1 protein-coding gene is annotated in these 288 nt (G+C 35.1%); it reads left to right on the plus strand.

All coding sequences use genetic code 11. The features are described 5' to 3' along the window. Nucleotides 1–288, plus strand: a 288-nt coding sequence (locus ACSG5Z_RS31595) for an MSCRAMM family protein (RefSeq protein WP_435712925.1), incomplete at both ends; no start/stop codon positions are given.

Below are 288 nucleotides of genomic sequence, written 5' to 3' on the forward strand. Positions count from 1 at the left end.
GGTTTATTCATAGGGAAATATAAGTTAGTAGAGGTAGAAAGTTTACCAGGTTATAAAAAGCTAGAAATACCAGTATCATTTGAAATCAAAAAGGGTATGACAGAAGTTTTATCGCTGAAAGTAGAAAACGAACAAGTAGATAAAGGTTCAGTAGAGATCACAAAAGTGGACAAAGAGAGTCAGAAGACATTGGCAGGTGTAGTCTTTGAAATCCAAGATGAAGCAGGCAAAGTAGTAACGAAAGTAACGACAGATAAAGAAGGAAAAGCGAAAGTTTCAGATCTATCA

Origin of the sequence: Bacillus pretiosus (assembly GCF_051294775.1) — a bacterium.
GTDB classification, from domain to species: domain Bacteria; phylum Bacillota; class Bacilli; order Bacillales; family Bacillaceae_G; genus Bacillus_A; species Bacillus_A wiedmannii.